The organism is Rhodococcus sp. P4_B6 (genome assembly GCF_056402215.1).
The window spans coordinates 58581-84874 of sequence record NZ_JBFUHV010000010.1 but is presented as its reverse complement, the minus strand read 5'-3'; the positions used below and the strand labels follow the sequence as shown (position 1 = coordinate 84874).

Below are 26294 nucleotides of genomic sequence, written 5' to 3'. Positions count from 1 at the left end.
AAACGGGAACCGGGCGACCGGTCAGGCAGCGCGGTCGTCGAGCGCCGCGTGCACGCGGCGGCGGAGTTCGCCGACCCCGACCCGGACCTCGAGGATCTCCTTCGTCGTGCCCTCGGCGACGCGCAGCACCCCGAGGAAGATGTGCTCGGCGCCGATGTGATCGTCCTTGCGCGCCAGCGTCTCCCGCAGTGAGAGTTCGATCGCCTTCTTCGCGTCGCGGGTGAACCCGATGTGTCCCGACTTCCGGCCGAACCAGCCGCGCTTCTCCGAGGGCTGTTCCGGATCGAGCACGCCCTTGCCGAAGTTCTGCTCGAGACTCTGCCGCACGGCGTCGAGGTCGATCCCGATCGATTCGAGTGCTTCCGCGTCGGCGTCGCTCAGGGCGGTGCCGTGGGCCGCGACGGTTGATCGCGCGGTGTCCTCCTCGATGCCGGCGTCGGCGAGGATGCCGTGGACGGGTTCGGTTTTCACGGACAGCAGGGCGAGCACGAGGTGTTCGGGCCCRATCTGCGGTGACTTCACGTCGCGCGCTTCCTGTTGCGCGCCGATCACCACGGCCCGGGCGTCCGTCGAGAATCGTTCGAACATGCGCCGTTACCTTCCTCTCCGGTTGTGTTTCTGGTGGACGGCCTGCCTGCTCACCTCGAGGGAGTCGGCGATCGCCTGCCAGGACCAGCCCTGGGCGCGGGCGTTGGCGACCTGGATGGCCTCGAGCCGTTCGAGGAGACGCCGCAGCGCACGCACGGCCCGCAACCCCTCGGCGGGGTCGGGGCTGCCCGCCGCTGCGGCGAGCGTGGTTGCTTCGGTCATGCATGTCAATTTAGGTTGACACCGACCGGGTGTCAACCCTGATTGACAGATTTCGGGAAGGCCGTCAGTACGCGGCGACTGCCCCGTCGACGGCGATCTGCAGGTCCTTCTGCACGACGTGCGCGATGTCCATCGGTTTCGCCGGAAGGTCGAATACCGGCTCCGACACGAACACGCTGGCCGACTTCACGTTCTCGGGGTCGGGCCCGTGGGCGTCCGGCCCGTAACTGATGCCAATGGACAGCAGCACGGGCGAGACTCCGCGGTCCGCCGCACGTTTCGCGATGTGACCGATGCCGCTGTTGATGTGCTGCAGCCGGGTCGGATCGTCCTCGTTGCACGTGCCCTCGGGAAAGATCGCCAGGTTGTCACCGCGACAGAGCCGCTCGGCGGAGATGTCCATCATGAGCCTGCCCGCATCGGCGACCGCCCGGAGCCCGTAGTTCTTACTGCGGAACACCGGGATACCGCCCATCATGTCGACCTTCTTGTGCAGGTCGGGGTCGACGAACAATTCGTCTTTCGCGAGCACCCGGGTGCGTCCGATCGCGCGGCGCAACGGCGTGTTCCAGGCCGTCGCCGCCAGCGTGTACTGATCGCTGTGGGTCACGTGATTGGCGGCGACGATCAGCACCCTGCCGGACTTCACCAGCCCGGCGAGCTGCGCCTTCGCGTCGTCCGCGTAGACGATCCGCGGCCGGTACTTCGCATACAGCGACGCGTACGCCAGCTTGGCGAGCACCCGATTCTGCCGGTGGTCGCGGTAGTACGCGTACACCGCTTCGTAGTTCTCGAGAGTCACCTCGGGCTTGTTCATGCGTATCCCCGCTCCGTCGTCCTCACGCCAGGCTACCAACCTACGGTTGCGTAGCCTACGGAGGAGTAGGTATTGGGAAGTGCAGGGAAACTGTGCGAACAGCACGATTTCGGGTACAAAAGACCTGTGATCCGCCCGGCCATTTCCACCGACCTGCCCGCTCTGCAAGACATCGAAATCGCGGCGGGTGCGCCGTTCCGCGACATCGGCATGGACGCCGTCGCCGACGATCCCCCGTTCTCACTCGACGAGCTGACCGAATACCTCCAGCTGGAATGCATCTGGGTCGCGGTCGACGCAGACGATGCCCCGGTCGCCTACGCACTCGTCGCCGTCGTCGACGGCGGCGCGCACATCGAGCAGGTTTCGGTCCACCCCGGCCACGCCCGCCAGGGCCTCGGCGCCCTGCTGCTCGACGAGATCTCGTCGTGGGCGGCCGTCCGCGGACTGCCCGCCCTCACTCTCACCACGTTCGTCGACGTCCCGTGGAACGCCCCATATTACGAGCGGCTGGGTTTTCGCCCCCTGCCGGAGACCGACCTCACTCCGGGCCTGTCACGCATCCGCGACGACGAGGCCCGGCACGGTCTCGCCGCGTGGCCGCGGGTCACGATGTCCCGCGCGGTGACCGCACCGGTGCGCACCGCCGCCACCGCGCCTCAGCCGGGCTGACCGGGCCACTCCCCGGTCGCCGCGAACCGGTCGAGCACCACGGTCGGGCCTGAGAGGTCGATGCCCTCGCCTGCCACCCAGTCGTCGTCGAAGTAGGTGTCGGCGTACCGTTCGCCGCCGTCGCACAGGACGGTGACGACACTGCCGGACCGTCCGGCCGCGAGCATCTCCGCGACGACGGTGAACGCGCCCCACAAGTTCGTGCCCGTCGACCCGCCGACCCGGCGGCCCAGCACCGAACTGGCGTGCCGGGCCGTCGCGATGGACGCGGCGTCGGGCACCCGCATCATGCGGTCGATGACCTGCCCGACGAAGGACGGCTCCACCCGCGGCCGGCCGATGCCCTCGATCCGCGAGGGCATTCCTGTCGCGTATTCGCAGGAGTTGCTCTCGTAGCCGCCGAAGAACGCGGAGTTCTCGGGGTCCACGACGAGAAGGCGGGTCGCGTGCCTGCGGTACCGGATGTACCGGCCCAGCGTCGCGCTGGTGCCGCCGGTCCCGGCGCTCATGACGAGCCACTCCGGCACCGGGTGCTCTTCCTGAATCATCTGCTGGTAGATCGACTCGGCGATGTTGTTGTTGCCGCGCCAGTCGGTGGCCCGTTCCGCGTGCGTGAACTGGTCCATGAAGTGACCGTTCGTCTCCGCGGCGAGCCGACGGGCCTCGCTGTAGATCTCCGGCGGGTGGTCGATGAAGTGGCAGCGACCGCCCTGCGCCTCGATGAGGGCAATCTTCGCGCCGCTCGTGCTGCGCGGCACGACGGCCACGAAGTCGAGCCCGAGCATCTTCGCGAAGTACGCCTCACTGACGGCCGTCGATCCCGACGACGCCTCGATGACCGTCGTTCCCTCGGTGATCCAGCCGTTGCAGATCGCGTACAGGAACAGCGACCGGGCCAGCCTGTGCTTGAGGCTGCCCGTGATGTGGGTCGACTCGTCCTTCAGATAGAGCTGCACACCCCAGTCGACGGGCAGCGGGTACCGCAGCAGGTGCGTGTCGGCGCTGCGCTGCGCGTCCGCGTCGATGAGGCGGACAGCGTTGTCGACCCAGTCGCGCGGCAAGCTCCGGTCGATGACGACGCAGTCGTCGACCGTCACCGGGATGTGCCCTCACCGCGGAGCCGGGCACGCAGGTCGGCCTGGTCCGCGCGGCGCTGCGCGTCGAATGTGGCGATCCCCTCGTTGACCCGCTTACGGAGTTTCGCGAACAGCAGCAGCGACAGCGGGAGCGCGATGAGGACCGCGAAGATCGCGGCGACGAGCAACGGAACGGCGACCCCGACGAGTGCGGCCACCCCGAGGATGATGGCGCCGATGACGACGACCAGCAGCAGCCGGGCGATCGAATAGATCGCGACGTCGCGCGCCAGCTGCCCCTTGGTCACCCGCCCGTCCTGCTTCGCTTTCGCGCTCGAATTCGCGGGCTCGACCTGGTCTTCTGGCTTCTCGGATGACTCGCTCACGGTCCCAGGTTACCCACCGCCGAGGGGGCTCCTCACACGTCCGACTTATCCGATTTGTCTATTACCTCCCCTTTACCAACATTAGATCGTTCGAGTACCCGGGGTCTCGGATGTCACGATGACCGAGATCAGTCGCAACAGCGGCCGGCTTCAGCACAGACCAGTCGAAAGCAGTGGAGGATCGTCGATGAGCGCACCCACCTACAACGGACCCGGATTCAGCGGATCCAACGAAGCCCTCATGACCCCGGGCCAGGTGGCTGCCCTGTTCCATGTCGATCCGAAGACCGTGACGCGTTGGGCGCACGCGGGGCGGCTCGGATCGCTGCGCACCCCCGGCGGGCACCGCCGCTTCCGCGAGGCCGAGGTCATGCAGCTGCTCCGCTCCCTCACGACGGAGGCGGGCCGACCCTGACGCTGCAGGCGGGCCGACCCTGACGCTGCAGGCGGGCCCGACCCTGACGCTGCAGGCGGGCCCGACCCTGACGCTGTAGGCGGGCCGACCCTGAGGTTCGCCGAGTAACACCGCACTGCCCGGACGCCCTGCGACCGGGTAGGTGCCCTCTGCTGCCGACGCGGCTACGCTCGAGGAATACCGGCTACCCTCGAGCGGTGTAAGGAGGTGCGCGGTGATCTATCTGTTGGCACTCATCGGGCTCGTGACAGTGGCGGTCCTGATGTGGAAGGCGTTCGGCCCGAATACGAGGCCCGTGCTGAGCACGCGGGTGCAGGGACCGGACGACGATCCGGATTTCCTGTGGAAGGTGGATCGGGAGACGCGTCGGAAGAAGTCCGACGAACCCGATGCCGGTCCGGCGGACCCGGCCGGATGAGAAACAGCCGTGGTGCCGGTTGGGCCGGCACCATCGGCGTCACTGCCTCAGCGACGGTCCTGTAGCGCGAAACTCGACGCCGGGAAGTCGGAGGCCACCGCGGCGGCCAGTTCGAGGAGTGCGTTGCGCGTCTTCGGACGCAGCCGCTCGAGTTCGATCTCGGCGCCCTCTTCGAGGTGCGGGTCGAACGGAATCAGCCGCACGAGGCGGCATCGCTGCTCGAAGTGCTCGACGACCTTCGGCAGATCCACCTTGCCCGACCTGGGGCGCACCGCATTGACGACGGCCACCGACCGGGCCACGAGTTCGCGGTATCCGTGGGCGTCAAGCCAGTCGAGTGTGGCGGAGGCGCTTCGGGCGCCGTCGACGGATCCCGAACTGACCACCACGAGTGCGTCGGCCTCTTCGAGGATGGTCTGCATCGCGGAGTGCATCAGTCCGGTGCCGCAGTCGGTGAGGACGATGCTGTAGAACTTCTCGAGCATCGTGACGGTCCGCGAGTAGTCGTCGGCGCTGAACGCCTCCGAGACGGCCGGGTCGCTGTCGGATGCGAGCACCTCGAGCCGGTGCCGGCTCTGCGACGTGTAACTGCGGACGTCGCTGTACTTTTCGATGCTCTTCTCGTCGCGCAGCAGGTTCCGCACCGTCGCGGGGGTCTCGAGCGGAATCTTCTGACTCAGCGTGCCGCGGTCGGGGTTGGCGTCGACGGCGATGACGCGGTCGCCGCGCAGTGATGCGAACGTAGAGCCGAGGGTCGCGGTGGTCGTGGTCTTGCCGACTCCGCCCTTGAGGCTGAGCAGCGCGATCTTGTAGCACCCCTGCAGCGGCTGGTTGACCTGCTTGGTCAGCTCGATCCGCCGCTGTTCCTTCGCGCTGTTCCCGACGTTGATGTAGCGGCCGGACAGTTGGTACAGCGCCTTGCGCCACCCGGTGGTGGGGGCGGGCTTGACCTGCTTGAGGAGCAGCGACGTCGACAGGTCACGGGCGGACACCGCGTACTGCTGATCGGCGTTCGTGTTGTGCGGACGATTCGCGGGCTGCTGAGGCGCGAACGCACCCGGCTGCGGCGGGGGTGTGTGCTGGACCGGCGGCTGCTGCGGGGGCGTGAACGCCGCCGGCTGGGGTGCCTGAGCCTGCGGTACGGCGGGGGCAGCCGGCGCCTGCTGCGGGGCGGGGGCCTGGGTCTGCGGCCGCACGGGTGCGGCGGCGGGGGCCTGGGCGGCGGGCTGTGCGAACGGATTGGGACCCTGCGGCTGAACGTACGGGGCCTGCCGCGCGGCGTTCCAGGCGACGGTCGATCCGGTGTCGTCCGCGGGCGGATTCGATGCAGGCCGTACCGGCTCCCACATGCCGGAGTTGTTTTCGGACATGGCTGAACGTCCCCCTCGTGAAGTCTCCATCGTCCCCACCGGATCTCACCGGTCGGAGACGTCGCGGCGGAAGGATATCAGTCGGTGGCGACCGTCAGTTCAGGCCCGCGTACGAGTGCAATCCCGACACCACCATGTTGATGATGAACAGGTTGAACAGCATTGCGACGAAGCCCGCCACGTTGATCCATGCGGCCTTGGTGTCGCGCCATCCGGACGTCGCGCGGGCGTGCAGGTAGGCGGCGTAGATCACCCAGGCGATGAACGACACCGTCTCCTTGGGGTCCCAGCCCCAGAATCGGCCCCACGCGGCCTCGGCCCAGATCGCGCCGAGGATGACTCCGGCACCGAACAGCGGGAACCCGATGATGGTGGTCTTGTATGCCAGGCGGTCCAGTGTCTGCGCGTCCGGCAACCGCTCCGCGATCCGCGCGAACACGCTCGTCCCCTCCTCGCCGTGCGGGTACCGCATGCGCAGCAGGAACAACAGGCTCGCGATGCCCGACACGAGGAACACACCGGAACCGACACTCACGATGGTGACGTGGATCGGCAGCCAGTACGACCGCAGCGCGGGCACCACGGGTGCCGCGTCCGCGTACAGCACGGTGGCGGCGAGGAACATCAGGATCAGGACGGGAACGAGCAGGAACACCCACATCGACCGGTACGCCGGCTTCGACAGCAGTGCGAGACCGACGACGAGCGCGGCGGCGCAGGCCATGGTCACGAACTCGTACATGTTGCCGAGCGGGAACCGCTCGGTCGCGAATCCGCGCAGCACGATCGACGCGAAGATCAGTACCGTGCCGACGACGAGCACGGCGGCGCCCATGCCGCCGAAACGCTCGGACAGGGGCTTCTTCGGCTGCTCGACCACCCGACCGGGGACGTCGGGCGCTTCGGACGGGCGAGCGCCGGATCCGGCCGACACGAGTTCCCGGTCCTGCACGGCCTGCGCACGGGTGGACGCGTACTGCACGATGAGCAGCACGAGCGCCAGCACCAGCACGGTGAAGGCTGATCGGAAGGCCCAGTCGCTGTATTGCGCCAGTGTCTCGTTGGTCGTCATCGTTGGCTCTCCTGCGCGTCAGGCTTCGTGTCGTCCGTGAGCAGACGGGTGCAGAGCCGGCCGAACTCGTCGCCCCAGCCGGCCTGATCGGTCCGGGCGAGTCCACCAAGCTCTACTACAGTACGTCGTGGCCGCGGCTCGGCGGCGTCCGCGGGGTAGATGCGGGCCCAGATCCGGCGGCGCTTGACCAGCAGTGAGACGAGCAGTCCCGCCATCATCGTCAGGGCCGACACCAGCACCCACTGCTGCGCCGGGTCGTGCGACACCTGCAGGTTCACGAAGTCCACGGCGCCGTCGAACCGTACCTGGGTGCCGTCGGACAGGGTCGAACTCTCCCCCGGCTTCAGATTCACCCGGTCCTGCTTCACGAGCCGGCCCTGGTTGATCAGTTCCGTGTTGAGCGAGAACAGCGACTGCGGGTTGCCGGTGTCGAGGCCGGTGTCGCCCTTGTAGATGTCGATGGCGACGGCCGGGTCGTTCATCGCCGGGAAACTCGACGCCAGCAGGTTGCCGTGCAGCAGCGCGGTCGGGGCGAACAGCCCCTCGATCGCGATCTGGTTCTTCCGGCGCTCGTCGGTGTCGGTGTACATGCCGCCGGGCGGGTCGAACCGCATCGCGCCGCTGCTCAGGAACGTCGTCGCGTCGTCGGGACGCCACTGCAGCGTCTCGGTGCGGGTTTCCCCGTTCGGGAACGTGACGGTGAACGTCGGCGCGTACCCGTGTCCCTGAAGGTAGACGCGGTCACCCTCGACGCGCAGCGGATGGTTCACCTGCAACTGCCCGTCCCGCCAGGTGTTCGTCTCGAGGTCGTCGCCGGCCTGGTAGGCGATGTTGGACGTGAACATCTCGGCCTGACCGCTGTCGAGGTAGTCGGCGGCGAAGTCCTTCACCTTGATGCACAGCGGCGTCATGCCGGTGCCGTCCTGGGTGTTGCCCGCCTTGAACGAGTCGAACACCGCAGGCGACGTGGTGCAGAACCCCGGACCGTCGTTGGCGACGACGATCACGTTGCCCTCGTAGCCGAACAGCTTGCCGACGGCGATCGCGACGAGCAGCGCGACGAGCGACAGGTGGAAGACGAGGTTGCCGAGTTCGCGGAAGTAGCCCTTCTCCGCGGAGATGGTGATCTCGCCATCGTGGGCGGCCCGTTCCCCGCCCGCGCGGGTCTCGACCCGCCACCCCTTCAGGTGGGTGCGGATGCGCGCGGCGAGTTCCTCCGGTGTCTCGTCGACCCGGTCCTCGTGGTGGTGCGGCAGTCGCGCGAGGTTCCGCGGGGCGGGCACCGGACGGGTGCGCAGCGCCTTGGCGTGGTCGACGCAGCGGGGCAGGATGCAGCCGACGAGGGAGATGAAGAGCAGGACGTAGATCGCGGTGAACCAGAAACTGCCGAACACGTCGAACAGTTCGAGCTTGTCCATCCACGGACCGAGGGTCGGCCGGTTCGCGATGTACTCGTCGACCTTGCCTGCGTTGAGGCTGCGCTGCGGCAGCAGCGCGCCCGGGATCGCGGCGAGGGCGAGCAGGAACAGCAGCACCAGCGCCGTGCGCATGGACGTGAGGCCGCGCCACGTGTTGCGGACCAGCGCGAACGCGCGGCCCGGCAACGATTGACGGGGCACCGGTGCCGCTTCCGGGGCCTCGGAGGTCTGGGTGTCGCTCATATCGGCAGGGTCACTTCCGAGATAAAGGCGTCGCGAACCCAGCCGACGAACTGGTCCCACGCGCCGGTGACGAGGGCGATACCCACGGCCACCAGCATGATTCCGCCGAAGATTTGAATCGTGCGCGCGTTGCGGCGCAGCCAGCCGACGCCGCGCAGCGCGCGGGACGAGCCGAGCGCGAGGATCACGAACGGCAACCCGAGGCCGAGGCAGTACGCGACGATCAGGGCCACTCCGCGGGCCGCGGTGGCACCGTCGGTGCCCGCGGCGAGGGAGATGACGCCCGCCAGGGTCGGTCCGAGGCACGGCGTCCAGCCCAGCGCGAAGACGGCACCGAGCAGCGGGGCCCCGGCCAGGCTGGAGATGCGCCGCGGCTCGAGCCGGGTGTCGCGCTGCAGGGCCGGGATCAGACCGATGAACACCAGGCCCATGGCGATGGTGACCACTCCGCCGACCCGCATCAGGACGTCGCGGTTGATCGCGAGGGCCGAGATGGCACCGAACACCGACGCGGTGGCCAGCACGAACACCACAGTGAAACCGGCGACGAACAGGGCCGCGGCGCCCGCGACCCGCAACCGTCCGTCCGACACGGTCTTCGTCCGGGTGGCTGCTTCCTCAGCGGTGACGGCCGGGGCGTCCGCACCGACGACACCCGCGAGGTAGGACAGGTAACCGGGGACGAGCGGCACGACGCACGGCGACGCGAACGACACCAGACCGGCGAGGACGCACGCGCCGAGCGCGAGCAGCAGCGGCCCGGTGGCCGCGGTGGACTGGAAGGCGTCGCCGACGCCGCCGGCGAGAAGGGCAGTGCTGGTGTTCACGATTCCTGTGCCACCCGTTCGACCACCGGCTTCAGGTCCTCGACGAGCAGTTCCTTCAGGAACACCGCGGCCACGCGGTGTTCCCGGTCGAGCACGATCGTGGTGGGGATGACGCTCGTGGGGTAGTTCTGGCCCAGCGCGATCATCGTCCGCATGGCGGGGTCGTAGATCGACGGGTACGACACCTTGTTGTCGATCACGAAGTCCTGCGCCTTGTCCTGCTGGTTGTCCCGCACGTTGATCCCGAGGAACGACACGCCCTGGTCCTTGGTCTCCTCGTACACCTGCTCGAGGTCGTTCGCCTCACCCCGGCACGGGCCGCACCACTGCCCCCACACGTTGAGGACCACGACCTGACCTTCGAAATCGTCGATCGAGGTGGTCTTACCCTCGGTCATCAGATCGGGTCCGGACACCGTGCCGATGGTGCCGCGGTCGGCAGGCGGGTCGTAGAAGATCTCCGTCTGACCGCCCGGCGACACGAAGTCGAACGTGCCGCCCTGGGCCACGGCGTCGTCGCCGGACGCACACGCCGACAGCGACGCCGCGGCCGTACAGATCACCGCGAGAAGCCCGGCGAAGCGCCCTCGGTTCATGCCCCGGTCACCCTCGGATCCGACGCGCCCGCGGGCTCCGAGTACACGATGTCGATGAGGGTGTCGCCCTCGTAGACGAGCGACGTCAGCGACGCGAGACCGCACTGCCGGTGGCGCGGATCGTGCCACAGCCGCTCCCCCTGCAGGAACCGGCGGAGGGTCCAGACGGGGAGTTGGTGGCTGACGACGACGGCCTCGTGTCCGACCGCCGACACGCGGGCGGTGTTGACGGCGGCCAGCATGCGGTGCGCGATCTGCAGGTACGGCTCGCCCCAGGACGGTGTGAACGGGTCGCGCAGTTTCCACCAGTGCCGGGGACGGGACAGCGCGCCGTCGCCGACGGAGACCTTGAGTCCCTCGAATTCGTTGCCGGCCTCGATGAGGTTCTCGTCCGTCGCGATGTCGACGCCGTGTGCGTCGGCGATCGGGGCGGCCGTCTCCTGCGCCCGCTGCAGCGGTGAGGACACCACGTGCGTGATGTCGTGCTTGGCCAGCACCGACGCCACCGCGCGGGCCTGCGCCTCACCCGTCACCGACAGCCGGAACCCGGGGAGCCTGCCGTAGAGGATCCCTCGCGGGTTGTGCACCTCGCCGTGCCGGAGCACGTGCACGATGGTGCGGGTCTGTGTGTGGTCGGGATGATCGGCTTCGGTCACGTTGCGGTTCCTCGGGTCGGGGCGGGAGGTCAGGTGGGTGTCGGCGGCGGGGCCGCCGGCCCCCGGAGGGGAAGACTCGTCAGGGCTGGACGGCCGCGGCGGCGGCCTTCGCGGCGTGCGGCAGGGCGTCGGCGATGATCGAGAACGCTCTGTCGTCCATGGCGGCGGAGACGAACCACGCCTCGAACGCGCTCGGCGGCGGGTACACCCCGCGAGAGAGCAGTCCGTGGAAGAAGGCCGGGAAGCGCCAGGTCTGGGCGGCCTTGGCCTCGGCGTAGTTGGTGACCGGGTCTTCGCTGAAGAACACGCTGAGCATGGTGCCCGCGGTCTGCACGCGGTGCGGCACGCTCGCCGCGGTCAGTGCGTCGGACAGCAGCGTCCGCAGGGTGGCGCTGTTGCGTTCGAGGGCGTCGTACACACCCTGGTCCGCGGCGCGCAGGCTGGCGAGCCCGGCGGCGACGGCGACCGGGTTCCCGGACAGGGTGCCTGCCTGGTAGACGGGTCCCGCGGGGGCGAGGTGGGCCATGACGTCGGCGCGGCCACCGAACGCGGCGGCGGGCAGACCACCGCTCATCACCTTGCCGAACGTGTAGAGGTCGCCGGCGACGCCGTCGAGCCCGAACCAGCCGGCGGAGCTGACCCGGAATCCGGTCATCACCTCGTCCATGATGAGCAGTGCGCCGTTGTCGCGGGTCAGCTTGCGCAGGCCCTCGTTGAATCCGGGCTGCGGCGCCACCGCGCCCATGTTGCCCGCGGCGGCCTCGGTGATGACGCACGCGATCTGGCCCTCGTTCGCGGCGAACGCCTGGGCGACGGCGTCGAGATCGTTGTAGGGCACGACGATGGTGTCCTCGGCCTGCGCGCCCGTCACGCCGGGCGACGTGGGGAGGCCGAACGTGGCCAGACCCGAGCCGGCGTCGGCGAGCAGCGCGTCGACGTGTCCGTGGTAGCAGCCGGAGAACTTGAGGACCTTGGTCCGGCCGGTGAATCCGCGGGCGAGGCGGACGGCGCTCATGGTGGCCTCGGTGCCGGAGTTGACCAAACGCACCTTCTCCACCGGTGCGACGCGGCGGACGATCTCCTCGGCCAGTTCGATCTCGCCCTCGGTGGGCGCGCCGAACGACAGGCCGGTGGTGGCCGCCTTCTGCACGGCCTCGACGACGGCGGGGTGCGCGTGCCCGAGGATCATCGGTCCCCAGGAGCAGATGAGGTCGACGTAGTCGTTGCCGTCGACGTCGGTGAGCGTGTAGCCGGACGCTTCCCTGATGAACCGCGGGGTGCCGCCGACCGAGTGGAACGCCCGCACCGGGGAGTTGACACCGCCGGGAATGACCAGATCAGCCCTCTCGAAGAGCTGGGCGGAGCGGGAAGCGTGCACGTCGGGGTCACCGGAGGAAACAGTCACGGCCTCCAGTGTCCCAGTTCTGTCGAATTTGCCAACGACAGGGTGTAGTGGGTGGCCAGGATCACTCTGCCCGATCCGTCGCGCCGGGACGTTCCGGGACGAGCGAGGCGAACATCGCCCGCATCGCCATCATCGCCATCATCGCCATCCGTCGATGATGCACCGCGTGCCGACCGGAGCTCACAGATTGCCGCGGGCCGCCTGTTCGCGCTCGATGGATTCGAAGAGGGCCCGGAAGTTACCCGCCCCGAACCCCAGCGATCCGTGCCGTTCGATCACCTCGAAGAACACCGTCGGCCGGTCGCCGAGCGGTTTGGTGAAGACCTGCAGGAGGTACCCGTCCTCGTCGCGGTCGACGAGGATTCCGCGTTTCTGCAGTTCCCCCACCGGCACCCGCACCGTGCCGATGCGGGCTCGGAGTTGCGGATCCTCGTAATAGGCGTCGGGGGTGGCCAGGAACTCGACGCCCTCAGCCCGCAGCGCGTCGACGGTCGCGAGGATGTCGCCGGTGGCGAGGGCAAGATGCTGGCAGCCCGGCTCACCGTAGAACTCGAGGTATTCGTCGATCTGCGACTTCTTCTTCCCCACCGCCGGTTCGTTGAGCGGGAACTTCACCCGGTGGTTGCCGTTCGCCACGACCTTCGACATGAGCGCCGAGTACTCGGTGGCGATGTCGTCGCCGACGAATTCGGCCAYGTTCGTGAATCCCATGACCCGGTTGTAGAACCGCACCCAGTGATCCATCCGGCCCATCTCGACGTTGCCGACCGCATGGTCGAGCGCCTGGAACAGGCGAGCCGGTTTCCCCGGCCGCGCCGCGTAACCGCTCGAGCGCGAGACGAATCCCGGTAGGTAGGGGCCGTCGTACCGGCTGCGGTCGACGAGGGTGTGCCGGGTGCTGCCGTAGGTGGCGATCGCCGCGAGCCGCACGGTGCCGTGCTGATCGGTGACGTCTCGTGGTTCCTCGAGGATGGTGGCCCCCTGGGAGCGTGCGTGTGCGATGCAGCGGTCGACGTCGAGCACCTCCATGGCCAGGTCCACCACGCCGTCGCCATGGGCCCGGTGGTGGTCGGCGAGCGGGCTCTTCGGGTCCACGGCGCCGTGCAGCACGAACCGCGCCGTTCCGGATTCGAGGACGAACGACTTGTGCGAGCGCTGCCCGGTCTCCGGCCCGGCATAGGCGACGAGGGTCATGCCCCAGGTGGAGACGAAGTACTGCATGCTCTGCGTCGCATTGCCGCACACGAACACGACGGCGTCCATCGCGACCACGGGAAACGGGTCCGCGGTGTCGTCGTGTTCGACGAGCCCGACCAGCTGCCGGAGCTCGTCGGTCTCCAGGTGTGCGGCCACTTCGTGCGGCGTCAGGCGGATGTCGGCGATAGTCATACTTCACTGTGATCCAGCACACACCGCTGCGCAACGGTGCTTCTTGACGCTGTTCACTCTGTACAGAATGCTGGATCAAAATACGGATCGACCCTACATATTGACCAGGGACGCCATGAACATCGATCAACTCGACGCCGCACTGCTCGACCTGCTCCATGCCGAGCCGAAGGTCGGCGTGCTGGAGGCGTCGCGACGCCTGGGGGTGGCGCGCGGCACGGTTCAGGCGCGACTCGACCGGCTCGAACGCACCGGCGTGATCACCAGTTCGGCACCGACCCTCGACCCGGAGGCGCTGGGGTTTCCCGTGGTCGCGTTCGCCACCCTCGAGATCGCCCAGGGCAACGGACACGCCGCCGTCGTCGAGCATCTGACCGCCATTCCCGAAGTGCTGGAAGCGCACACGATCACCGGCGCCGGCGACGTCCTGGTCCGGGTGGTGGCCCGCACCCAYGCCGACCTGCAGCGGGTGATCAACTCGATCGTCGACGGGCACAACGTCCTTCGTTCGTCGACGGTCATCGCGACGCAGACCCAGATCGCGCTGCGGCACGACCAGCTGGTCCGCGCCGCGGTCCCACCACCGCGCGCCTAGGGGTCCTCGGAACCCAGCTCGTCCAGCAGTGCACTAAGCAGGTAGCAGGCGTCGTCGAAACGGTCGTGGCCGACGAGGCCGCCCCAGTGGCGCTCGATCTCGGCGACCCGTATCGCGGCGTCCTGCAGCGCCTGCCGCCCCCGCGTGGTCGGGACGACGAGTTTCGCCCGCCGATCCCGCGTGTCCGGCACCCGCTCGACGTACCCGAGTTCCTCGAGATCGTTGATCAGTTCGGACGCGGCGGACAGACTCAGTTCGGCCCGGGCGGCGATCTCGGTCAGCCGCCGCCCGTCCCAGCCGATGTTGCCGAAGATCTGCAGATGCGGTGGCCGGATGTCGCCGTACCCGCGCTCCGCCATGGGTTCGCTCAACTCCCGGCGGAACTCGTGCAGCAGACGGACCAGCAACTGTCCCACCGCCGGCCGATCGGTCGGCAGACCTCTTGACCGTTCCATGACACAGGAGAATACTACGGTTACCGAAGTTTCGGTTTCCGAAGCAATTCTCGAGACGTCACTCATCTGGGGCATCCCATGGACACACGAACGATCACCCGCACGATCCCGACGAGCGTCGGGAACCTCGCCGTCCACGTCACCGGCAGCGGACCGCCGACCGTGCTCTGGCACAGCCTTTTCGTCGACTCGACGACGTGGGCTCCCCTGCGCAGCCACCTGGTCGCGGATCGGCGGCTGATCTCGATCGACGGACCCGGCCACGGGGAGAGCACCGCCGTGCAGCGACGGTTCACGCTGGAGGAGTGCGCCGCGGCGGCCGTCGCCGTCCTCGACGCGCTCGACATCATCGAACCCGTCGACTGGGTGGGCAACGCCTGGGGTGGACACGTCGGACTCGTCGCGGCCGCCCACAGTCCCGACCGGTGCCGCACCGTCGTGACGATCGGGACACCGACCCAAGCCCTCACCCGACGGGAACGCGCCAGGATCGTGCCGATGGTGTGGGCCTACCGCATCGCCGGGCCGATTCCACCGCTCACGACCGCGGTGATGAACGTCCTTCTCGGCAAAGAGCTTTCACGGACGCACCCGCAGCAGTTCCAGGCCGTCTCCCGGACCTTCCGGCAGGCGCCGCGGCGTGGCATGCACGAGGCGATGCAGTCGATCATGCTGCACCGCGAGGGGCTGGACCCGCTTCTCCCCCGGATCGGTGCACCGACGCTGATGATCGTCCCCCGCGCAGACACGATGATCTCCCTCGAGCAGGCACGTGCCGCCGCGGCGACTTTGCCGCACGGCGCGGCCACCGCGGTGGACGGCGCCGGCCACGTCACACCACTGATCGCGGATCCGGCCACCCTCGCCGACGTGATCACCGCGTTCTGGCGCGACCCGGTGCGATACCTGGCCGCGCTGTGATCACGTCGGCGGACCTCCCGTGACGAGCGGCCGTCCGGTGCCGGACCCCGTCGGTCCGGGACAGGAGTCGGTGTGGGACTACCCGCGACCGCCCGCGGTCCGGCGGAGCGACGAGCTGGTGGAGGTGTGGTTCGGCGGACAACTCGTCGCGCGCACCCGCACCCCGTTGCGAGTGCTCGAGACGAGCCACCCGCCGACGTACTACCTGCCGCGGTCGTGCTTCGCCGACGGCGTCCTGCGTCCGGTCGCCGGGAGCACGGTGTGCGAGTGGAAGGGGCGGGCGGACTATTTCGACGTCGTCGCGGGCGGACACGTCGCCGAGCGTGCGGCGTGGCACTATCCGCGGCCGGTTGCCGGCTACGACCTCCTTCTCGGGCACGTGGCGGTCACGCCCGGACCGATGGACGGCTGTTTCGTCGACGGCGAGCGGGCGCGACCCCAGGCGGGAGGGTTCTACGGCGGCTGGATCACCGATCGGGTGGTCGGCCCCTTCAAGGGTGGGCCCGACAGTCGTTTCTGGTGATCGCCGCGGTCACACGCCTCACCCACTATCGTGAGACTCGTCCTTCTCCCACGGCGGCAAGTCGTCGACGATCAGGGCGACGAACCACGGCAGCGGAAGCGACACACTGATGATCGCCACAGCCGCCCACGGGTTGCCGGTGACTCCGTAGACCACCGCCGACAGCAGGAATGCGAAAGTCCTGCCGGACGCCACGACCAGGTACTTCCGCACCCGTCGCCGATGCTGTTCCTCGAGTGACACCGACGCCGTGGTGATGCTGATCGGGTGGCGTGCGGTGCCACTCGGCGCGGAGGCCCACCGAGCGCCTGCACCTGTGACGGCGGACCGTAGTGCGTGGGAAAAGCTCACCGCACGGGAGTACCCGATACCGTCCCGGTCAGTCGCGGATGCCGCTGCGAATCCAGTGCTGGATCCGCCAGATCACGTTGTACAGGTTGAAGGGTGCGACATCGGAGGTGTCCCACTCCTAGGCGACCGCAGATGCTTAGAGCAAGAATGCTTCTCGGCGGTATCGGTATCGCCGGTTCCGCGACCGACGCCGCGCGCCTCACAGCGACGGCTACTGTCGAGTCATGGCCACCACAGCTGACCACTTGAGAAGCACACTCGACGGACGCTGGCGGGAGGTACGCGAGCGCGTCAGGGCGGAATTGTCCGGCGCCCCCGACTTCGCCCCGCACTACACCCCCGACCTCGACGAGGCCCGCGCCAAGGCGCTGGCACAGTTGCGCGTGCTCGCGAGCAACGGCTACGCGGCCGCCGGATTCGCGAAAGACCATGGTGGCACCGGTGACGCCGGCGCCGCCGTCACGAGCATCGAGATGCTGGCGATGTCCGACCTGTCGCTGATGGTCAAGGCCGGCGTGCAGTGGGGACTTTTCGGCGGCGCGATCGAGAATCTCGGCACGGCGCGCCATCACGAGGCGTACGTGAAGCGTCTCGTCGACCTGGATCTGCTGGGTTGTTTCGCGATGACGGAGACGGGTCACGGCAGCGACGTGCAGGCGCTCGAGACCACCGCCACGTACGACCCGGAGACAGCCGAATTCGTCGTCCACTCCCCCACACCGTCCTCGCGCAAGGATTACATCGGCGGCGCGGCGCAGCACGCGACGACGGCCGCGGTGTTCGCGCAGTTGATCACGGGCGGCGAGTCCCGGGGCGTGCACTGCTTCGTGGTGCCGATCCGGGACGAGGAGGGCAACGACCTCCCCGGCGTCCACACGTCGGACTGCGGCTACAAGGGTGGCCTCCCCGGGGTCGACAACGGCCGGATCACGTTCGACCAGGTGAGAATTCCGCGGGAGAACCTACTCAACAAGTACGCCGATGTCGAGCCGGACGGCACGTACACATCACCGATCGACAACGCGAACCGCCGCTTCTTCACGATGGTGGGCACTCTCGTGCGCGGACGCGTCACCGTCGGCGGGTCCGCGGGCGCCGCCGCCCGTGTCGCGCTGTCGATCGCGACCCGTTATGCCTTGCAGCGCAGGCAGTTCAACGCGCCTCAGGCCGAGGACGAAGTGCTGCTCATGGACTATCTCGTGCACCAGCGCAGGCTGTTCCCGCTGATCGCACGCTCCTACGCACTGCAATTCGCCCAGAACGAACTCGTCGCCACGATGCACGAGATCCAGAGCCGTGACGACGCCGACCCCCAGGAACAGCGCGAACTCGAGGGCCGCGCCGCCGGGCTCAAGGTGGCGAACACCTGGCACGCCACCCGCGCGATCCAGGAGGCCCGGGAAGCGTGCGGCGGCGCCGGGTACATGGCCGAGAACCGGCTCACGGCGCTGAAGGCGGACACCGACGTGTTCACCACGTTCGAGGGCGACAACCACGTCCTGACTCAGCTGGTGGCCAAGGAACTGCTCACGTCGTATGCGGACGAGGTGCGCGGCATGAGCCCCGTCGAATGGATGCGGTTCGCGGCCACGACGGTCTCCGACGTCGTCAAGAAGCGCACCGCCGCACAGCAGATCATCCAGACGATCCTCGACACGAGGCAGGACAACGAGGAGGACGGCAGCCTCTTCAACCGCGGCACCCAGCTCACGATGTTCGAGGATCGGGAGCAGTACCTGCTGTCGACCGCCGCCCGCCGCCTGCAGGGTGCGCAGAAGCGCGAGGAGAACCCGTTCGACGCCTTCAATTTCGTGCAGGATCATGTGCTGCACGCCGCGCAGGCTCACATCGACCGGATCGTGCTCGAGGCGTTCGTCGCCGGCATCGACGAGTGCGAGGACGACGAGGCCCGCGACCTGCTGAGCGATGTCTGCGACCTCTACGCGCTGAGCGTGATCGAGGAGGACAAGGCGTGGTTCATGGAACACCGGCAACTGTCGGTGGAGCGGTCGAAGGCGGTGCAGAGGGGAATCAACGAGCGGTGCCGGTCGTTGCGGCCGCACGCGAAGACGCTCATCGAGGGGCTCGGGGTTCCCGAGGCGCTACTCGGCTCCGCGATGCTCGACGGTCCCGGGACCGACACCGTCCGCAAGACCCAGATCTTCCGGTGACGGGGCCGGCTCGGCGGGTTCGCCCGCCGGGCCGGGTCGTAGCCGGCGCACCGAATCGATCACCAGCAGTCCGGCGACCGCCACCAGTGCGGCGGCGACGGCGATCCACGACCCCGAATACGCGGTGCCCTCGAACGAGGGCGCACCCGGCGCGACGGGACCGAATTCCGACGTGACCCGGGCGTGGATCCAGCACCACACTGCGACGGCGAGGGCGACCACGGCGCCGAGCCACTCCGCTGCCGCCGTCACGGTCCGGCGGTTCATTCGGAAGATCCTCCCGCCGAATTCGCGAGCAGCGATTCGAGTTGCGCGCGCAGTGCCACCTCGTCCTTCGCCCACGCCTGCACGAGGGCGCCGCCCCGCAGTCGCAGTCCGATGCCCTTCCGGCGTCGCGGAACCGCGGACAGTTCGCCCAGACTCCGGGCGGTTTCCCACGGCTGCTGCTCGTACGACTCGGGGTCGGCGGGGGGCATGATCTTCAGAATCTCAGTGATCGGCAGGTCTTCGGTGCCCTGCCGCAACGACGACGTCGTGAGTTCGACGCTCGCATGCCTGCGCGCGGCCACCACCTGCACGTAGACGAACCCGCTGAGCAGCACCGCGAACAGCGACAGCGCGAACCAGTGCACCACAGGGCCGGTCAGAAGTTCGATGATCAAGGCGATCAGGCAGAACACCGGACCGAACGCCAGCATCCGCCAGCGGGCGCCCGGCTCACTGAACAGGACGGCAGTTTCGCTCACACGCTCATCCTGCGACATCGCGGTCCGCGAGGAATACGTGGGGCTCGTCAGGACAGCACGCCGGGGATCACGACGAGCAACAGAGTCAGTAGCACGAAGGCCACGATGATCGCGAACATCATTGCTTCTTTGCGAGACCCGTGTGCTCGATCGTCAGCGCGCATGGAGAAAAGTCCTTCGGTCGAAATGAAGTCTGCCGTTCTACCCTTGTGACGTACTTCACGGTACATCTTTATATTTCACGAGCAAATCGAAGCTACTCGGCGGAGGGTGGCAACCTCAGGAAGTAGCTGTTGGAATCCTTCCGGTGCATCAGCACGACGGCGCCGACTGCCACCACGGCCTGCAGGATCTGCACGCCGCCGAGTGCGAGCGCGGAAGCGCTTCCGTCCGATCCGATACCGAAGAGCACCGGGATCGTCCACACCACCATCATCACGCACGCGATGGTGATCAGCATCCTGGCCCAGTTCCGGCCCTTCCGCATGAAGTGCACGAACAGGACGAAAAGCCCGGTGAGGATCAGAATGAGGACGACCGTGAACCCGATACCCACGTAGAACAGCTTCTCCACACCGTCGCGGGTCATATCGACCTCGCCGGACGTGAAGCTGGGGTTCTTCATCAGTTCGTCGACGAACGTCGACTTCTCCCCCACCACGAGAACCATCGCGGCCAGCGCCTGGACCAGACCGAGCACGGCCACCACCCACAGCAACTGGGCCGCGGTGCCGACGTCGACCGGTGCCGGACGTTCGGGCTTCGGCTGCGGCACCGGCGGGGGGTACGGGAAATTGTGCGGGGACGGGCTCTGCTGATGCGGGGCCTGGTGCGGCGGTGTCGGTGGCCACTGCTGGGTCATGGCACCACCGTATCCGCCTGCGAGGCGATCACAACCAGCCCGCCGCTTCGGTCGCCCAGTAGGTCAGCACGACGTCGGCGCCCGCGCGGCGGATGCTGGTGAGCGATTCGAGGATCGCGGCGTCCCTGTCGATCCAGCCGTTCTGCGCGGCGGCCGTGATCATCGAGTACTCACCCGAGATCTGATACGCCGCAACGGGCACCGGCGAGCGGTCCGCCGTCTCGCGCAGGATGTCCAGGTACGACATCGCCGGCTTCACCATCACCATGTCGGCACCCTCGTCGACGTCGAGGTCCACCTCACGCAACGATTCGCGGCGGTTCGCCGAATCCTGTTGGTACGTACGGCGATCGCCCTGCAACGACGAACCGACCGCCTCACGGAACGGCCCGTAGAACGCGGAGGCGTACTTCGCCGAGTACGCGAGCTGACCGACGTCGGTGTAACCCTCGCCGTCGAGCGCCTTCCGGATGGCGCCGACCTGGCCGTCCATCATTCCGCTCGGCCCGAGCAGATGCGCACCGGCCTCGGCCTGCGCGACCGCCATGTCGACGTACCGCTGCAGCGTGAGATCGTTGTCCACCGCACCGTTCGCGTCGAGAACACCGCAATGGCCATGGTCGGTGAACTCGTCCAGGCAGGTGTCCGCCATGATCACCGTCGCGTCGCCGACTTCGTCTGCGAGCCAGCGCAATCCGCGGTTCAGAATACCGTCCGGATCGGACGCACCCGAACCCTCGGGATCCTTGTCGTCGGGACGCGGCACCCCGAAGAGCATGAGCCCGCCGAGCCCCGCCTCGGCCGCTTCCGTGGCCGCCCGCCGCAGCGAGTCGGGGGTGTGCTGGAACACGCCGGGCATCGACGAGATCTCACGAGGCTCGTCGATCCCGTCCGCGACGAACATCGGCAACACGAGATGCCGTGGCTCGAGCGAAGTCTCGGCCACGAGCCGGCGAAGCGCCGGCGTCCGGCGGAGCCGTCGCGGGCGGTGGGTCGGAAACACGGACATGCCCTCCTTCGTCGGGCCTGTGAGTGGTTGACGAGTCCCTGGACTCCTCAACCACTCACAGGCGCGTAGCGCCTATCGCCGAGCGCGGGACTTCTTGCGCGGCGGGGGCAGTGCGCCCTCGGCGCGCAGGCGCGCGGCGTGCTCTGCGAGAGCCTCCACCAGCGGGCCGACCTGAGCGGTCTCCGGCTGCACGTCCACGCGCAGACCGAACTCGATGGCCGTCTCGGCGGTCTTGGGACCGATGCAGGCGACGAGGGTGCGCGCGTGCGGCTTTCCGGCGATACCGACGAGGTTGCGGACCGTCGAGGACGAGGTGAAGCAGACGGCGTCGAACCCACCGGTCTTGATCATCTCGCGGGTCTCGGCCGGCGGCGGCGCAGCCCGGACGGTGCGGTACGCGGTGACGTCGTCGATTTCCCAGCCGCGTTCGCGCAGGCCCTCGGCGAGCGTCTCGGTGGCGATGTCGGCGCGGGGCAGCAGAACCCGGTTGACCGGGTCGAAAACATCGTCGTACGGGGCGAATTCGGCCAGCAGGCCTTCGCTCGACTGCTCACCGGACGGCACGAGTTCGGGGTTGATTCCGAACGAGCGCACCTTGGCTGCGGTGGCCTCGCCGATGCAGGCGATCTTGACGCCGGAGAACGCGCGGGCGTCGAGCCCGAACTCCTCGAACTTCTCCCACACCGCACGCACCGCGTTGGTGGAGGTGAAGACCACCCACTGGTAGCGGCCGTCGACGAGGCCCTTCACGGACCGTTCCATCTGTGCCGGGCTGCGGGGCGGCTCGACGGCGATGGTGGGCACCTCGATCGGGATGGCGCCGTGGGTGACGAGGCGGTCGCTCATCTCGCCTGCTTGATCCTTGGTGCGCGGCACCAGGACCTTCCAGCCGTACAGCGCGCGCGACTCCCACCAGGACATCTTGTTGCGCTGGGCGACGACCTTGCCGACCGTCACGACCAGCGAACCGACCAGTTCCGAACCGGCCTCGTTCAGCGTCGCGAGGGTGGCTTCCACCGTGCGCTGCTGGCGGGTGGTGCCGCGGACAGTGATGGCGGCCGGGGTCTGCGGGGCCAGACCGTGCTCGACGAGGGCGCTCGCCGTCTCGGCGAGGTGACCCGACGTGGCGTGCAGGACCAGCGGTCCGGGTGCGGCGGCCAGGGCTGCCCAGTCGACCTCGCCGCGGACGTCGGCCTCGGTGTGTCCCGACCCCAGTGCCATACCGGCGTAGGAGGGGACGGCGGACGCGGACGGCAGGCCCGGCAGGACCTCGAACTGCACCTGGGTGCGGGCGACGGCGGTGACCTCGGCGATCACGGAGTCGGTGGTCAGCGGGTCGCCGGACACCAGACGCACGACGTCGTGGCCGTTCCTCGCCTCGTGGACGAGGGTCTTCGCGACCTCCGCCGGCTCCCCCAGTGCGGGACGGACCTCGGCGAGCGGCTCACCGGTCTCGGCGTCGACGCCCAGGTCGGTGCCCACCAGAACGGTGACGCCCTTGTCGACGTCGGGGTCGGTGAAGGCGAGGGTGGCTGCGGCAAGGACGTCCCGTGCGTGCACGGTGAGCAGTGCCGGATCGCCCGGTCCGGATCCCACGAACAGGATTCGTCCGGGGGTGTTCTTACGGACTCGGCTCATCGGTAATTCTCCAGTGCGATCATGTGTCGAGATGGGTACAGGAAGCGGATCGGCCGATCAGTCGGCCTTCGCACATCAAACATCGGCATCACCGGCCTCGGTGACATTCATCAGCTCCCGCGCACCGAGCTCGAGAAGCTCCCGCGCGACGGAGCGGCCGAGTTCTTCGGCGTTCTCCGGGGAGCCCACGGCCCCCGTGCGTATGACGTCGGAACCGTCGATGGCCGCGGCGCAGCCCCGGACGGACAGTTCGTCGAAGATGCGGCCGTCGTCGTCGAGGGATTCGACGACCTCGGCGATGGCGCCGACGGGCGCGGTGCAACCGGCCTCGAGTTCCGCGAGCAAGGCACGTTCCGCCGTGACGGCGGCGCGGCTGTTCGGGTCGTCGAGCTCGGACAGGATCGCCACGAGGGCCGTGTTCACCGACAGGCATTCGACGGCGAGCGCGCCCTGCGCGGGTGCGGGCAGCATCTGGACCGGTTCGAGGGACTCGGTGATCAGGTCCAGTCGCCCGATCCGCGCCAGGCCCGCCCGGGCCAGGATCACGGCGTCGAGTTCACCGGATTCGACCTTGCCGAGGCGCCGCTGCAGGTTGCCGCGCAGCGGCTGGATGTCGAGGCCGAGGCCCAGCGCCCGCAACTGCGACGTGCGCCGAGGTGCGGACGTGCCGACCTTCGAACCGGCGGGCAGCTCACCGAGGACCAGTCCGTCGCGGGCCACGAGCGCGTCGCGGGGATCCTCGCGCGGCGGAATGGCCGCGATCGTGAACCGCTCGTCGCGGGCGGTCGGCAGGTCCTTGTAGGAGTGGACGGCCACGTCGACCCGGCCGTCGGCGAGCGCTTCCCGGAGTTCGGCGGTGAAGACGCCGACACCGATCTTCTCCACCGATTCCATGGACTGGTCGCCCTTGGTCTTGATGATGACGAGTTCGGCGTCGTGCCCGGCCGAGATCAGTGCGTCGCGCACGGTTCCGGCCTGGGTGGTCGCGAGCTCACTCCCACGGGTTCCGATCCGCAGCGTACGGGTGCCGACGGCGCTCATGCCTGCGATTCCTTCCCATGGTTGTCGTCTCCGACGAAGCGGCGCAGGCGCGGGTCCTGGCCTGCGATGAAGCCGTCGGTGATGTCGATGGCACCCAGGTCGGCGCCACCGAGTTCGGTGGGCTTCGCTACGGCCTCGACGGATCCGGGGCTGAGTTCGAACAATTCGCGCAGAGCGGCGGCGTAGGAGTCGCCACCGGGCGCGGAGGCGAGCTGTTTCACGCGGACGGTGGGCGCGTGCAGGAGCTTGTCGACCACTCGCCGCACCGTGCGGGCGACCTCGTCGCGCTCGGGATCGTCGAGTCCGGGCAGACGCGAATCCAGTCGCATGAGCTCCGCCTCGACCACGTCCGCCGCGCGCTGGCGCAGGGCCGTGACGGTCGGCGTGACCTCCGCCAGCCGCTGGCCTGCGAGGTAGTTGGCGAGTTCGGCGGCGACGATCGTCCGGGCGGCGTCGGCGTCGGATGCGGCCGCGCCCGCGGCGGGATCGCGCTGCAGCGATTCCATGTCGAGGACGGTGACCCCGGGCAGACCGGACACGGCGGGTTCGACGTCGCGGGGCAGTCCGAGGTCGCAGATGACGAGGGGGCGTTCGGGAGCGCGGCCGGGCTGCGCCAGCGCGCGGTGGGTGTCCGCGAGCGTGACGACGGCGCCGACCGCGCCGGTACAGGTCACGAGGACATCCGCCTGGGCCATCGCGTCCGCGAGTTCGGCCAGGTCGAGGGCCTCCGCCACGACGCCGTTGGACCGGGCCGTGTCGGCGAGGTGTTCGGCGCGCTCCTTGGTGCGGTTCACGACGACGATGCGGCCGATCCCGGCACGCGTGAGGTGTGCGACGGACAATCCGCCCATCGATCCGGCGCCGACCACGACTGCGGTCCGTCCGGTCAGTCCGCCTGCGCCGACGATGCCGGCGGCGCGGTCGAGGGCCACGGACACGACGGACGCGCCCGCGGAGTCGATACCGGTCTCCGAGTGCACCCGCTTGCCGACGCGCAGCGCCTGCTGCGCGAGTTCGTGCAGCGTGCGGCCCGCGGCCTGCTGGGCGTCGGAGGACGCGTACGCGGTCCGGATCTGCCCCAGGATCTGCTGCTCGCCGATCACCATCGAGTCGAGACCACTGGCCACGGCGAACAGGTGCTCCGCCGCAGCCTCGCTGTAGCGGACGTACGCGTGCCGGTGCAGATCGGTCAGATCGAGCCCCGAATGGTCGGCGAGCAGTTCGCCGACCTCGGCCAGCGCACCGTGGAACGCATCGACGACGGCGTAGATCTCCACCCGGTTGCAGGTGGAGACGATCATCGCCTCCGAGATGTGCGACGACGCCAGAAGCTTGTCCGTCAACTTCGGGCGATCGGTGTCGGTGACAGCCACCCGCTCGAGAACCGGCACCGGGGCCGTCCTGTGCGAGACCCCGACAAGCAGAACACTCACGGCGCGATCACTGATCCGTTTCTTGGTGCGGTGGACGGGACAGCCGAATGTCCGATGCGGACGCGGGGAGCGGTGGGTACCGATTCCGTGTTGCGTGCGCTGTTGAACGACAGGACCTGCATTTCGACCGCGAGGTCGACGCGGCGCATCTCGACGTGATCGGGGACGTCGAGGGAGGTGGGCGAGAAGCTGAGGATGCAGCGCAGTCCGGCGCGCACGAGACGGTCGGCGACTTCCTGCGCCGCCTCGTCGGGGGTCGAGATGACTCCGATGGTGGCCTCGAGTTCGGCGCAGGCCTGCTCGAGTTCGTCGACGTGCCGCACGGTGAGGTCGCCCACCGGCGCACCGACCCGCGCCGGGTCGCTGTCGAACAGTCCGACCATGGAGAACCCGCGCCGGCCGAAACCGCCGTAGCCGGCGAGCGCCTGGCCGAGGTTCCCGACGCCGACGAGCACCACCTTGTGTCCGCGGTCCAGGCCGAGCGCCCGCTCGATGCGGGCCCGCAGGCGCGTCACGTCGTAACCGACGCCCCGCACACCATTCGGGCCCAGGAAGGAAAGGTCCTTGCGAAGCTTCGCGGAGCCGACACCGGAGGCGGCGGCGAGTTCCTCGCTCGAGACGATGATCGTGCCGCGTTCGGTCAGCACTCCGAGGACCCGCAGGTATGTCGCGAGGCGCGTCACCGTAGCCTGGGGGATGTCCCGCGATTCGGCGAGCGGGGCCGCGCCGGTGCCCGAGGGGGCCGGCGACCCGACCACAGACTGCCCGACCGCCCCCGTGACGCCAGGGGCCACAGACCCATGCGTCTGGTGCGTTTCGGTCACGTCGTTGGCTCCTCGTCCGACCGGCATTCGATGCCGTTCTTCACGATGCTCCGGGGAATTGTTCACACCACGGTAACTGCTTGTGAACCCATGCACAAAGTCGCTGCGACTGCGCGACATGCGGTCCTACCTGCACGGCATCGGACGATCCCACT

30 protein-coding genes are annotated in these 26294 nt (G+C 68.6%); 7 read left to right on the top strand and 23 right to left on the bottom strand.

Annotated elements, in window-relative coordinates; all coding sequences use genetic code 11:
* Positions 1-21: 21 nt before the first annotated feature.
* From AC1DWT_RS07220 to AC1DWT_RS07210, 3 genes are all read right to left on the bottom strand, one after another.
* Complete coding sequence (locus AC1DWT_RS07220) at positions 22-588, bottom strand: Clp protease N-terminal domain-containing protein (RefSeq protein ID WP_477920081.1); 567 nt, start codon at positions 586-588, stop codon at positions 22-24.
* 6 nt (positions 589-594) lie between these two features.
* Entirely contained in the window at positions 595-810 is a 216-nt protein-coding gene (locus AC1DWT_RS07215; protein ID WP_005258323.1) for a hypothetical protein, read from the bottom strand.
* A 64-nt stretch (positions 811-874) separates the two neighbouring features.
* Positions 875-1627: a lysophospholipid acyltransferase family protein gene (locus tag AC1DWT_RS07210; RefSeq protein ID WP_072939937.1), complete on the bottom strand. Its 753-nt coding sequence runs from the start codon at positions 1625-1627 to the stop codon at positions 875-877.
* A gap of 126 nt (positions 1628-1753) precedes the next feature.
* On the opposite strand from AC1DWT_RS07210, the gene AC1DWT_RS07205 reads away from it, so the two are divergent.
* Positions 1754-2299 (top strand): GNAT family N-acetyltransferase, encoded by a 546-nt coding sequence (locus tag AC1DWT_RS07205; RefSeq protein WP_072939935.1) that lies wholly within the window; start codon positions 1754-1756, stop codon positions 2297-2299.
* Here AC1DWT_RS07205 and cds1 read toward each other — a convergent pair.
* Both cds1 and AC1DWT_RS07195 read right to left on the bottom strand, forming a co-directional pair.
* Positions 2287-3396: an L-cysteine desulfhydrase Cds1 gene (gene cds1 / locus AC1DWT_RS07200; protein WP_477920080.1), complete on the bottom strand. Its 1110-nt coding sequence runs from the start codon at positions 3394-3396 to the stop codon at positions 2287-2289. The two genes, AC1DWT_RS07205 and cds1, sit on opposite strands and share 13 nt — an antisense overlap.
* Positions 3393-3761 carry a DUF4229 domain-containing protein gene (locus AC1DWT_RS07195; RefSeq protein ID WP_072939929.1) on the bottom strand — a complete coding sequence of 123 codons (369 nt, stop codon included), beginning with the start codon at positions 3759-3761 and terminating at the stop codon, positions 3393-3395. The genes cds1 and AC1DWT_RS07195 overlap by 4 nt, the downstream gene beginning before the upstream one ends.
* A 187-nt stretch (positions 3762-3948) precedes the next feature.
* Here AC1DWT_RS07195 and AC1DWT_RS07190 point away from each other — a divergent pair, with 187 nt between their 5' ends.
* Positions 3949-4176: a BldC family transcriptional regulator gene (locus tag AC1DWT_RS07190; RefSeq protein ID WP_005252019.1), complete on the top strand. Its 228-nt coding sequence runs from the start codon at positions 3949-3951 to the stop codon at positions 4174-4176.
* A 214-nt stretch (positions 4177-4390) separates the two neighbouring features.
* Positions 4391-4594, top strand: a complete 204-nt coding sequence (locus AC1DWT_RS07185; RefSeq protein ID WP_072939927.1) for a hypothetical protein — start codon at positions 4391-4393, stop codon at positions 4592-4594.
* Between the two features lie 47 nt (positions 4595-4641).
* On the opposite strand, the gene AC1DWT_RS07180 is transcribed toward AC1DWT_RS07185, so the two are convergent.
* The 8 genes from AC1DWT_RS07180 to hppD all read right to left on the bottom strand — a co-directional run bounded on the left by AC1DWT_RS07180 (position 4642) and on the right by hppD (position 13570).
* Positions 4642-5964 carry a MinD/ParA family ATP-binding protein gene (locus tag AC1DWT_RS07180; protein WP_072939924.1) on the bottom strand — a complete coding sequence of 441 codons (1323 nt, stop codon included), beginning with the start codon at positions 5962-5964 and terminating at the stop codon, positions 4642-4644.
* A 94-nt stretch (positions 5965-6058) separates the two neighbouring features.
* Complete coding sequence (gene ccsB, locus AC1DWT_RS07175; protein WP_477920078.1) at positions 6059-7036, bottom strand: c-type cytochrome biogenesis protein CcsB; 978 nt, start codon at positions 7034-7036, stop codon at positions 6059-6061.
* Entirely contained in the window at positions 7033-8697 is a 1665-nt protein-coding gene (gene resB, locus AC1DWT_RS07170; protein WP_477920077.1) for a cytochrome c biogenesis protein ResB, read from the bottom strand. The genes ccsB and resB overlap by 4 nt, the downstream gene beginning before the upstream one ends.
* On the bottom strand, positions 8694-9524 hold the full coding sequence (locus tag AC1DWT_RS07165) for a cytochrome c biogenesis CcdA family protein (protein WP_072939917.1): 831 nt from the start codon (positions 9522-9524) through the stop codon (positions 8694-8696). Before AC1DWT_RS07165 ends, resB begins: the two co-directional genes overlap by 4 nt.
* The gene (locus tag AC1DWT_RS07160) at positions 9521-10120 is read right to left on the bottom strand and encodes a TlpA disulfide reductase family protein (protein WP_477920076.1); all 600 of its coding nucleotides are present in this window, start codon (positions 10118-10120) and stop codon (positions 9521-9523) included. Before AC1DWT_RS07160 ends, AC1DWT_RS07165 begins: the two co-directional genes overlap by 4 nt.
* Positions 10117-10776, bottom strand: a complete 660-nt coding sequence (locus AC1DWT_RS07155) for a histidine phosphatase family protein (RefSeq protein ID WP_043826371.1) — start codon at positions 10774-10776, stop codon at positions 10117-10119. The genes AC1DWT_RS07160 and AC1DWT_RS07155 overlap by 4 nt, the downstream gene beginning before the upstream one ends.
* Before the next feature lie 79 nt (positions 10777-10855).
* Positions 10856-12181 (bottom strand): glutamate-1-semialdehyde 2,1-aminomutase, encoded by a 1326-nt coding sequence (gene hemL, locus AC1DWT_RS07150; RefSeq protein WP_072939911.1) that lies wholly within the window; start codon positions 12179-12181, stop codon positions 10856-10858.
* Between the two features lie 180 nt (positions 12182-12361).
* Complete coding sequence (hppD, locus tag AC1DWT_RS07145) at positions 12362-13570, bottom strand: 4-hydroxyphenylpyruvate dioxygenase (RefSeq protein ID WP_477920075.1); 1209 nt, start codon at positions 13568-13570, stop codon at positions 12362-12364.
* Between the two features lie 115 nt (positions 13571-13685).
* Here hppD and AC1DWT_RS07140 point away from each other — a divergent pair, with 115 nt between their 5' ends.
* Positions 13686-14165 (top strand): Lrp/AsnC family transcriptional regulator, encoded by a 480-nt coding sequence (locus AC1DWT_RS07140; RefSeq protein WP_012688922.1) that lies wholly within the window; start codon positions 13686-13688, stop codon positions 14163-14165.
* On the opposite strand, the gene AC1DWT_RS07135 is transcribed toward AC1DWT_RS07140, so the two are convergent.
* Positions 14162-14620, bottom strand: coding sequence for a MarR family winged helix-turn-helix transcriptional regulator (locus AC1DWT_RS07135; RefSeq protein ID WP_179377614.1), 459 nt, complete (start codon positions 14618-14620; stop codon positions 14162-14164). The two genes, AC1DWT_RS07140 and AC1DWT_RS07135, sit on opposite strands and share 4 nt — an antisense overlap.
* Before the next feature lie 78 nt (positions 14621-14698).
* Between AC1DWT_RS07135 and AC1DWT_RS07130 the strand changes: the two genes are divergently transcribed.
* Together AC1DWT_RS07130 and AC1DWT_RS07125 are read left to right on the top strand one after the other, a co-directional pair.
* On the top strand, positions 14699-15541 hold the full coding sequence (locus AC1DWT_RS07130; RefSeq protein ID WP_072939900.1) for an alpha/beta fold hydrolase: 843 nt from the start codon (positions 14699-14701) through the stop codon (positions 15539-15541).
* A 19-nt stretch (positions 15542-15560) separates the two neighbouring features.
* Positions 15561-16064, top strand: a complete 504-nt coding sequence (locus tag AC1DWT_RS07125) for a DUF427 domain-containing protein (protein ID WP_072939897.1) — start codon at positions 15561-15563, stop codon at positions 16062-16064.
* An 18-nt stretch (positions 16065-16082) separates the two neighbouring features.
* On the opposite strand, the gene AC1DWT_RS07120 is transcribed toward AC1DWT_RS07125, so the two are convergent.
* Positions 16083-16415 carry a DUF3099 domain-containing protein gene (locus AC1DWT_RS07120; protein WP_072939893.1) on the bottom strand — a complete coding sequence of 111 codons (333 nt, stop codon included), beginning with the start codon at positions 16413-16415 and terminating at the stop codon, positions 16083-16085.
* 224 nt (positions 16416-16639) lie between these two features.
* Here AC1DWT_RS07120 and AC1DWT_RS07115 point away from each other — a divergent pair, with 224 nt between their 5' ends.
* The gene (locus tag AC1DWT_RS07115; RefSeq protein WP_477920072.1) at positions 16640-18586 is read left to right on the top strand and encodes an acyl-CoA dehydrogenase family protein; all 1947 of its coding nucleotides are present in this window, start codon (positions 16640-16642) and stop codon (positions 18584-18586) included.
* Here the strand turns inward: AC1DWT_RS07115 and AC1DWT_RS07110 are convergent.
* The 8 genes from AC1DWT_RS07110 to AC1DWT_RS07075 all read right to left on the bottom strand — a co-directional run bounded on the left by AC1DWT_RS07110 (position 18518) and on the right by AC1DWT_RS07075 (position 26166).
* Positions 18518-18853 carry a hypothetical protein gene (locus tag AC1DWT_RS07110; protein ID WP_477920071.1) on the bottom strand — a complete coding sequence of 112 codons (336 nt, stop codon included), beginning with the start codon at positions 18851-18853 and terminating at the stop codon, positions 18518-18520. The genes AC1DWT_RS07115 and AC1DWT_RS07110 overlap by 69 nt on opposite strands.
* On the bottom strand, positions 18850-19332 hold the full coding sequence (locus AC1DWT_RS07105; protein ID WP_477920069.1) for a hypothetical protein: 483 nt from the start codon (positions 19330-19332) through the stop codon (positions 18850-18852). Before AC1DWT_RS07105 ends, AC1DWT_RS07110 begins: the two co-directional genes overlap by 4 nt.
* 256 nt (positions 19333-19588) lie before the next feature.
* Positions 19589-20194, bottom strand: coding sequence for a hypothetical protein (locus AC1DWT_RS07100; protein WP_072939885.1), 606 nt, complete (start codon positions 20192-20194; stop codon positions 19589-19591).
* Between the two features lie 28 nt (positions 20195-20222).
* Complete coding sequence (hemB, locus tag AC1DWT_RS07095) at positions 20223-21197, bottom strand: porphobilinogen synthase (protein ID WP_072940421.1); 975 nt, start codon at positions 21195-21197, stop codon at positions 20223-20225.
* A gap of 78 nt (positions 21198-21275) precedes the next feature.
* Positions 21276-22841, bottom strand: a complete 1566-nt coding sequence (locus tag AC1DWT_RS07090) for a bifunctional uroporphyrinogen-III C-methyltransferase/uroporphyrinogen-III synthase (protein ID WP_005251986.1) — start codon at positions 22839-22841, stop codon at positions 21276-21278.
* A gap of 75 nt (positions 22842-22916) precedes the next feature.
* Complete coding sequence (hemC, locus tag AC1DWT_RS07085) at positions 22917-23882, bottom strand: hydroxymethylbilane synthase (protein ID WP_072939883.1); 966 nt, start codon at positions 23880-23882, stop codon at positions 22917-22919.
* Positions 23879-25315, bottom strand: coding sequence for a glutamyl-tRNA reductase (locus AC1DWT_RS07080; RefSeq protein ID WP_378686498.1), 1437 nt, complete (start codon positions 25313-25315; stop codon positions 23879-23881). Before AC1DWT_RS07080 ends, hemC begins: the two co-directional genes overlap by 4 nt.
* Entirely contained in the window at positions 25312-26166 is an 855-nt protein-coding gene (locus AC1DWT_RS07075) for a redox-sensing transcriptional repressor Rex (protein WP_072939876.1), read from the bottom strand. The genes AC1DWT_RS07080 and AC1DWT_RS07075 overlap by 4 nt, the downstream gene beginning before the upstream one ends.
* Between the last annotated feature and the right edge of the window lie 128 nt (positions 26167-26294).